General features: G+C 71.3%; 7 protein-coding genes and 1 pseudogene. 4 read left to right on the forward strand and 4 right to left on the reverse strand.

Annotated elements, in window-relative coordinates; translation table 11 throughout:
- The first annotated feature begins 65 nt into the window (after positions 1-65).
- Positions 66-935 (forward strand): class II glutamine amidotransferase, encoded by an 870-nt coding sequence (locus C1I97_RS27345; RefSeq protein ID WP_111005816.1) that lies wholly within the window; start codon positions 66-68, stop codon positions 933-935.
- Between the two features lie 40 nt (positions 936-975).
- Here C1I97_RS27345 and C1I97_RS27350 read toward each other — a convergent pair whose 3' ends face one another.
- The gene (locus tag C1I97_RS27350; protein WP_111005817.1) at positions 976-1,272 is read right to left on the reverse strand and encodes a hypothetical protein; all 297 of its coding nucleotides are present in this window, start codon (positions 1,270-1,272) and stop codon (positions 976-978) included.
- 157 nt (positions 1,273-1,429) lie between these two features.
- Here C1I97_RS27350 and C1I97_RS27355 point away from each other — a divergent pair, with 157 nt between their 5' ends.
- From C1I97_RS27355 to C1I97_RS27365, 3 genes are all read left to right on the forward strand, one after another.
- Positions 1,430-1,771, forward strand: coding sequence for a PadR family transcriptional regulator (locus C1I97_RS27355; RefSeq protein WP_111005818.1), 342 nt, complete (start codon positions 1,430-1,432; stop codon positions 1,769-1,771).
- Complete coding sequence (locus C1I97_RS27360) at positions 1,768-2,652, forward strand: hypothetical protein (protein WP_111005819.1); 885 nt, start codon at positions 1,768-1,770, stop codon at positions 2,650-2,652. Before C1I97_RS27355 ends, C1I97_RS27360 begins: the two co-directional genes overlap by 4 nt.
- Before the next feature lie 195 nt (positions 2,653-2,847).
- A complete protein-coding gene (locus tag C1I97_RS27365; RefSeq protein WP_181446944.1) occupies positions 2,848-3,756 on the forward strand; it encodes a DUF4184 family protein in 909 nt (302 codons plus the stop codon).
- A 235-nt stretch (positions 3,757-3,991) separates the two neighbouring features.
- On the opposite strand, the gene C1I97_RS27370 is transcribed toward C1I97_RS27365, so the two are convergent.
- The 3 genes and pseudogenes from C1I97_RS27370 to C1I97_RS27380 form a co-directional block, all read right to left on the reverse strand.
- Positions 3,992-5,476: a peptidoglycan D,D-transpeptidase FtsI family protein gene (locus tag C1I97_RS27370; RefSeq protein WP_111005821.1), complete on the reverse strand. Its 1,485-nt coding sequence runs from the start codon at positions 5,474-5,476 to the stop codon at positions 3,992-3,994.
- A 239-nt stretch (positions 5,477-5,715) separates the two neighbouring features.
- Complete coding sequence (gene ku, locus C1I97_RS27375; RefSeq protein WP_111005822.1) at positions 5,716-6,675, reverse strand: non-homologous end joining protein Ku; 960 nt, start codon at positions 6,673-6,675, stop codon at positions 5,716-5,718.
- Positions 6,676-6,840: 165 nt separating this feature from the next.
- Positions 6,841-7,047 (reverse strand): annotated as a pseudogene (locus tag C1I97_RS27380) (NERD domain-containing protein); the annotation flags it as partial.

Raw genomic sequence — 7,047 nt, forward strand, 5'->3', positions numbered from 1 at the left:
GGCGTAGGTGCGCCCCGGGTCGCCCGACACCCCCCTGGTCGCCCGACATCCCGCGGAGGTACCCGATGTGCCGCCTGTTCGGACTCAGCAGCGCCCCGCGGCGCACCTACGCCACCTTCTGGCTGCTGGAGGCCCCCGACAGCCTCAGTCGGCAGAGCCACCGGGAGCCCGACGGCACCGGGCTGGGGTACTTCGCCGCGGACGGCACCCCGCACGTGGACAAGGCGCCGATCGCCGCCTACGAGGACCGGGCGTTCGCCGAGGACGCGCGGGAGGTGGAGTCGGCCACCTTCCTCGCTCATGTGCGGTTCGCCTCGACCGGCAGTCTGGACGTACGCAACACGCACCCCTTCGAGCAGGAAGGGCGGCTGTTCGCGCACAACGGGGTCGTCGAGGGACTCGACGCGCTCGACGACCACCTGGGTGCGGACCGGTCGCTGGTCGAGGGCGACACCGACTCGGAGAGGTTCTTCGCCCTCGTCACCCGGGAGATCCGTGACCACGGCGGTGACGTCGGGGCCGGTGTCGCGCACGCCGCGCGGTGGGTCGCCCGGAACCTGCCCGTGTACGCCCTCAACCTCGTCCTCACCACCCCCGGGCAGCTGTGGGCGCTGCGCTACCCGGGCACGCACGAGCTGTACGTCCTCGAGCGGTCGGCGGGCGGCCGGCACGGCACCCGGCACCTCGACCACAGCGGCAGCCACGGGCGGATGCGCGTGCACTCCGCCGCTCTGGCCGGCCGTCCCTCCGTCGTCGTGGCCAGCGAGCGCATGGACGACAACCCGCACTGGCGCCTGATGGAGGCGGGCGAACTGCTCCACGTCGGCTCCGACCTGCGCACCACCCACCGCGTCGTCCTGCCCGAGCCCCCGGCGCACCAGCTCACCCTCGACGACCTGCGCCCCGACGCCGCCGCCTCGCAGCAGGCCGCCTAGCGAGCAGCGCGCTGACGACGCCGGAGCTTTCGCGGCGCCGTCAGCGGCCGCCACCCCGTGCCTCGCTCCGCGCGTCCACGAGCCGGCGCTGCACGTCGGACACCAGGTCCCACAGTCGTCCCGGCCGCACGCCCTCGCACTCCATCCATGCGTCGAGACGGGGACGCAGATACCGCACCAGGCCCATCCCGCGGCGGCGCAGTCCTGAGCGGTCCCTGGAGATCTCCTCCTGCACCTCCCGCCGGAGGTCGTCGGTCCAGCCCTGCGCGCGGTCTTCTTCCCTCAGGGGGGCCTTGAGCGCGGCCACCGCTTCGTCGAGGACGGTCAGCACATGCATACGCGGCAGCCTAGGCCCGGGCCGGCCGGCGGCTGCCCACGCCCGCCGCGCGACCCGACGCCCGCTGACACCGACGAGGACGAGGAGGGGTGAGCCCCGGACGAGTGGTGCCGCGTCGGCATTGTTGATAGGCCGCTGGGCGACATATGTTGGCTGGATGAGTGAGCGTGTGTTGCAGGAGCCGACCCTTTTGGTACTGACGGCTCTGGCGGACGAGCCACGGCACGGTTACGCCATCGCCCAGGAGGTGAAGTCGCTCTCCGGCGGCCGGGTGGCCCTGCGCACCGGCACCCTCTACGGCGCACTCGATCGGCTGCTGAAGGACGGGCTGATCGAGGTGTTCCGTGAGGAGGTCGTCGACGGGCGGGCCCGCAAGGTCTACGCTTTGGCGCCGCTGGGGCGGGAGAGGCTGGCGGTGGCGGCGGAACGGATGGCGGCGACGGCCCGTGAAGCCACCCGGCGGCTGGGCATCTCCGGGGCGGCGGTGACGCGGGCGTGATCGGGCTGGTTCTGCGCCTGTATCCGCGGCGGTACCGCATGGAGTGCGGTGAGGAGATCTTCGCCGTCTATCAGCAGACGGCGGCGGAAGTCTCTGCCCTGGGCAGGTTCCGGGAGGCTGCGGACATCGCCGCTCACGCGGTGCGGATGAGACTTGGTCTGAGCTCCGCGACCGCCGCCGGACGGCTGCTGGCGCGCGCGGCGCCGTTGGCGGTGGGTGCGGCGGCGGCCCACTGCGGTGTGCATCTGAGCCGCTGGTACGCCGGGGTGGTCGCCTCACCGGCGCCCGTGCGGATCGACGCCGACGCATGGAGCGCGCTCCTGCTTGCCTCAGCACTGGTCCTCGTCGGGGCCGTCACGGCACTGACAGGGCGGTGGCGCGCGGGCGTGATCGCGCTCGCCACCGGGCTGGTGGGGCTGGCCGTCGCGGCCGTTGTCAGCGGTCCCGCGTTCGGTGACCCGGTCATCACCCCCGCCCTGGCGCTTCTCACCGCCCTGGTCGTGGTGGCCTGTCCGCCCGATCTGCGGCCGGGGACCGGGCCGTGTGCCACGGCCGGCGCGATGGCCGCCGCCGCGTGGCTGCCCGTCACCGCGATGTACGCGGGCGTACTCCCGGTCAGCACCGACTACGGTCTGTGGCCCCTGATCGTCCTCGCGGTCACCGGCCTGGCGCAGGCTCTGCGGTCGATGTCCCCGGGGCTGGCCGAGACTGCCGCGACAGCCGCGGCCTGCCCGCTGTTCCTCGCCCATGCCTACACCACAGGAGCTTGGAGTCTCCTGCTTCCCGCCCTGGGGACCGCCGCCGTGGTACCGCTGGCCGGCGCGTCGGCCGCCGCCGCGCACGCGCTTCGCCTTCGCATCCGCCGGCCCAGCCGGCACTGAGCACCCCTCCACCAGCCGCCCTCCGCACCCCGGGAACGGCTTCGCACCGACGGCGCAGCATAGTCAGCTGGACGACATATAATCCCAGAGAATATATTCAGCTGCTCGACTTGTGGGGCTGCGTGTGCCGCTCCATGCCCGACCGCACCCGGCGACCGTCACCACGGCCCGCGCCGACACGGAAGAGGCTCCTCGGTGCCGTTCACGCTGTCCCACCCCGCAGCCGTTCTGCCGTTGCTGCGCCACCCGTTCTCACCGGCCGCCCTGGTCTGCGGAGCCATGGCTCCGGACGCTCCGTACTTCCTCTCCGCCGCGCACATACCGGTGAGCGCCCAGTCCTGGTACGAGCCGTTCCTCAACGCCACCGTCTCCCACACGCTGTCCGGCATCGCCGTGTCGGGGCCGTTCGCTCTGGCGCTCCTGGCGCTGTACCGGCTCGTGCGCCGCCCGGCCGCCGCCCTGCTGCCCGCCCGGCTCTCCCCGGCCGGAACGGCCGATCGCGGCGGCGGCAACGGCCTGCGCCGGGCGGGCTGGGTGCTGCTGTCCGCCCTGATCGGCATCCTGACCCATCTGCTGTGGGACTCCTTCACGCACGGAGACGGCTATCTGGTTACTCACCTGAGTTTCCTGAGGTCCTCCGTCACGGGGGACCTCACAGTGGCGCGACTGGTCCAGCACATCAGCACGGCCGGGGGCCTGATCGCCGTCGTGGTGCACCTGTGGCGCCGTCGGCACCGGGCCTCGGCCGGCGACACCGGCCAGGCCGGACTGCCGGCAGCGGCCCGCTGGAGCCTCATAGCGGTGTTGACCCTTGCCGCCCTTACCGGAGCCGTGGCCAACACGCACACCCTGGAGTACTACCGGGGCGAACCCGCGACAGCCGACCAGGCAACCGCGCAACAGGCGGCGGAGGCGGTTCTCTCGGACTGGGCGACGGGCGGCGGCACCGCGCTGGCCTGCGCGTTCATCCTTTACGCCTGCGCCTGGTGGGTACACGGCGCCATCCGGTCCACCAAGCCGCACGACTCGGGCGCACGCCAGAACCGGACGCAGACGGCGAGAAGCCGTCCCGGCCGGAGCAGACCCACGCCGCCTTCTCGCTGACCTCGCTCAGCCGGTCGGGCTGCGATCACGCCGACCGTCGACCTCTCCAACGAGCGCCACTGACTCCCACGCGTCGAAGGACCCCGGCGATCACCCCGCCGGGGTCCTTCTTCTGCCAGGATCACCGCTTGGCGCCGATGGCTGTGCCGTCGTTTTCCGTCGTTTCCCGAGGCCGACTTCGTGCGGCGGGTTCCGGTTCCCCGGCGCAAAGAGCGTCGGGGGCTCTTCTTTCCTGTCAGTCCCGCAGGACGGCCTTCATGACGTTCCGCGCGATGGGGGCGGCCAGGTTGCCGCCGGAGATGTCCTCGCGGGAGATGTCCATGGCGGTGGGGTCGATGAAGACGGCCACGGCCACGGACCGGCCGTCGGGCTTCACGCCGTACGAGACGAACCAGCCGTAGGGAACCTGCTCGCGGACGTCCACGCCGCGCTGCGCCGTTCCGGTCTTGCCGCCCACGGTGACGCCGTCGATCAGGGCCCTCTGGGCGCTGCCCTCCTTGGCGGTGTGCTCCATCATCCCGCGGACCTTCGCGGCCGTGCCGGAGGAGACGGCCTGGCTCATCACCCGGGGCTCGTTCTTCTGCAGCGTGCTGAGATCGGGGGACCGCACCTCGTCGACGACGTAGGGCTGCATCACCTTGCCGTCGTTGACCAGCGCGGCGGTCACCATGGCCATCTGCAGGGGAGTGCTGGTGAGGCTGCCCTGCCCCATGCCGGTCAGCGCGGTTCCGGGCGCGTCCAGGTCCTGCGGGTACTGGCTCTTGACGGCCCGCAGGTCGCCGAGGTCGGAGGAGTAGACGTCCTCGTTGAACCCGAACTTCTCGGCCGTCTCGCGCATCCGGTCCCGGCCGAGTTTCACGGCCGCGTCGAGGAAGACGTTGTTGCAGGAGTACTGCATGGCGGTCTTCAGCGAGGCCTTGCCGCAGACGGCGTCCCCGGCCTGGCTGCCGATCATGTTGCTCGACTGCGGCAGGGGGTACGGCGACACCGCGTCCGAGGAGGCGTCGATGTCGGTCACCACACCGTGCTCCAGCGCGGCGGCCGCGGTGAGGATCTTGAACGTGGAGCCGGGGGGAAAGGTCTCCCGCAGCCCGCGGTTGGCCAGCGGCCTGGCCTTGTCGGCGTCGAGCGCCTTGAACCGGTCGCTCTCCTTGAGCAGGTTCCCGGCGAAGGACGAGGGGTCGTAGGAGGGCGCCGAGACGAGGGCGAGCACCTTGCCCGTCCGCGGGTCGAGTGCCACCACCGAGCCGCGGGCGCCGAGCTCGGTGAGCCCCTTGTACCCGGCCTCCTGGGCCTTGGGGTCGATCGTCGTGACGACGTCTCCGCCGCGTCGTTCCTTGCCGGTGACGATGTCGGTGAACCGCTTGAACGCCAGCCGGTCGTCCTGGCCGCTGAGCACGCTGTCGTACGTCTTCTCCAGCAGGGTCATGCCCATGGACTGGGAGGCGTATCCGGTGACCGGCGCGTACATGGGGCCGTTCTTGTACGTGCGCTTGTACTTGAGGTCCGCGCCGTCCACCTTCACGGAACCCGTGACCGGCTGTCCGCCCACGACGATGTCGCCGCGCGGCACCGCGTACTGGTTGATCAGCACGCGTCGGTTCTCTCCGTCGGAGGCCAGCTCGTCGGCCCGCAGGTACTGCAGCCAGTTGGCCCGGAGCAGCAGCGCGAGCATCAGGAGTCCGCAGAAGACGGCTATGCGTCTCAGCGGCTTGTTCACACGGCACCGCCTCTGTGTGCCGCGGCGTCAAGTATGCACAACTCCGGCTCAGGAAAGGCGAGTTGCTGCGACAAGGAAACCGGTCGGACGAAAGCCGGAGCGGGAAACACCATGCGGGCAACCTTAGTTGTGCGCGCGGTGCGGGTCACATCCGCTCCTCGCCGCGTGCCGGCGCTGCGGCGCGTGCGGTGGAGGGCGAGGGGTGGCTTTGCGCGGCGGGAGCCGTGCGGGGGGCGCCCTCATGCCGTGTGTTTGCGCGCTGCCGCCTTCTTCGCCGGGGTCTTCTTCACCGAAGTCTTCTTCGCCGGGGTTTTCTTCTCCGTGGGCTGGGTGGACTTGGAGGTCCGCTTCTTCGTCGCGGCCGTCGGCTTCTTCGGCTTCTTCGCCGCGGCCTCCGCGGCCACCTCCTCGTCCACCTCCTCGCCCCTGGACCGCCTGGCCGCGCGGACGCTCTCCTCCAGGGCGGTCATCAGGTCGAGGATCCTGCCGCCGGCGGCGGGCTCGGGGGCCTCGGGGAGCGCTTCACCGGCGGCCTTGGCGGCGATGACCTTCTCCAGGGCCCTGCGGTACTCGTCGTGGAGGTCTTCGAGGTCGACCTCGCCGAGGGCGTCCATGAGGGTGCCGGCGAGGTCCAGCTCCCTGTCGCGGAGCGTGACGCCGGCGTCCGGGGCCACGCCCTGGGGGGCGCGGATCTCGTCCGGCCAGAGCAGGCTGTGCAGGGCGAGGGCGTCGTCCACCACGCGGAGCATGCACAGGCGTTCGCGGCCGCCCAGGACGAGCTTGGCGATCGCCACCCGCCGGCCGCGCTTGAGGACCTCCCGCAGGAGGGTGTACGGCTTGGCGGCCCGGACGCCGCTGGCGACCAGGTAGTACGCGTGCTCCAGCTGCAGCGGGTCGATCCGGTCGGCCGGGAGGAAGGCCACGATGTCGATCGTCTTCGTGGTCGGCAGGGGCAGGTGGGCCAGGTCCTCGTCGGTGATCGGGATGATGGTGCCGTCCGCGTCCTCGTAGGCCCTGCCGATCTCCGCCTGCGTGACTTCGCGGTCCTCCAGTTCGCACACCCTGCGGTAGCGGATGCGGCTGCCGTCCTCCGTGTGGATCTGGCGGAAGGGGACGGTGTGGCTCTCGGTGGCGTTCACGACCTTGATCGGGATACTGACCAGACCGAACGAGATGGCGCCGTTCCATATGGATCGCACGTGCAGCACCTTCCGGAGCGATTCATGACGAGGCATCGCGAGCAGTTTGTCGCTTTTGGGAAGTTTACTCAGCTTTACCGGCGTATGAATCTTGAGTGCGCGCGTGCGGTGCCGTTGCCATTGCCATTGCCATTGCCCCGGGCGTGAGGCGGCGCGGCTGTGCTGTCACACCCGCTCCCACGTCCTCCTGTCCCTCGCCGTCGCATACAGGGCCTCCGCGTCCGCCGGCTTCAGCACACCGCCCAGGCGGGACAGGAAGCCCAGGTCCGAGGCCTGGAGGACGCGTACGCCCCTCGGCGGGGCCGCCGCGCGGAGGTCGGCCGGGCCGGCCAGGGCCAGGAGGGGGCGGACCTCGGCCGTGAGGGCGTGGGA

Source organism: Streptomyces sp. NTH33, from assembly GCF_003236365.1.
Lineage (GTDB): Bacteria > Actinomycetota > Actinomycetes > Streptomycetales > Streptomycetaceae > Streptomyces.